The organism is Acidocella aquatica (assembly GCF_030160635.1).
GTDB classification, from domain to species: domain Bacteria; phylum Pseudomonadota; class Alphaproteobacteria; order Acetobacterales; family Acetobacteraceae; genus Acidocella; species Acidocella aquatica.
The window spans coordinates 1-715 of the sequence record NZ_BSOS01000114.1 but is presented as its reverse complement, the minus strand read 5'-3'; the positions used below and the strand labels follow the sequence as shown (position 1 = coordinate 715).

Annotated in this window: 2 protein-coding genes; both read right to left on the bottom strand. The window is 62.0% G+C overall.

Going from position 1 to position 715, the window contains the following annotated elements:
• Positions 1 to 60: 60 nt before the first annotated feature.
• Positions 61 to 270 (bottom strand): IS66 family insertion sequence element accessory protein TnpB, encoded by a 210-nt coding sequence (gene tnpB, locus QQJ84_RS19145; protein WP_284259933.1) that lies wholly within the window; start codon positions 268 to 270, stop codon positions 61 to 63.
• Positions 267 to 715 (bottom strand): IS66-like element accessory protein TnpA (gene tnpA, locus QQJ84_RS19140; protein WP_284259932.1); only part of this gene is annotated, 449 nt, incomplete at its 5' end. The genes tnpA and tnpB, both read right to left, overlap by 4 nt.

Sequence of the window (715 nt, the reverse complement as noted above, 5' to 3'; positions counted from 1 at the left end):
CGTCTGCTCAACGCCTCTAAATGCAACGATGTCAATGAAAGGGCTGTAGTATGAAACGAGTTAGTTGCAGAATAGGCACAGCCCCTGGCCATCCCACCACAATATCTTTACCAGATCGCCGCGCTTACCGCGGAACGCATAGAGCGCACCGTTATGCGGATCGAGGCTCAGCATGGTCTGCACCTGCGCTGCCAGCGTATCGAACCCTTTGCGCATGTCCGTCGTCCCGCACGCCAGGTAGATGCGGACACTCCCAGGAAGCCCAATCAACGCAGCGCCGAGAGGATACGCCGCAGCGCCACTGTCTCGACCTCGCCGCTGATCCGAAGCCGCACACCGCTCGGTAGCTCAACCTCAACAAGGCCAGGTGCCGGCGGCGGCGCGGGAGCTGTGGGAGCTGGCTCGTCCTGCGCGGGACTAGGTGCCGACAGCGATGCTGGCTCCGCCACCACCGACACCGGCATGAACCCCGTCAGCTCGCCACTGCGGAAATGCTTGCGCCAAGTGTAAAACTGCCCGCTGCTGACCCCGTGTGCCCGGCAAGCCAACTTAACCGATGATCCCGGCGCCGACGCCTGTGCCAATATCCGGAGCTTCTCCTCCGTGCTCCAGCTCCGACGCTTCGAAACACCAGGGAGAACCTCGTAACCCAACTCCGGAGCCCTCCGGAGTATAGTCTCAACTTCAACACCATCCGCCAACGCCAACCCTCCGC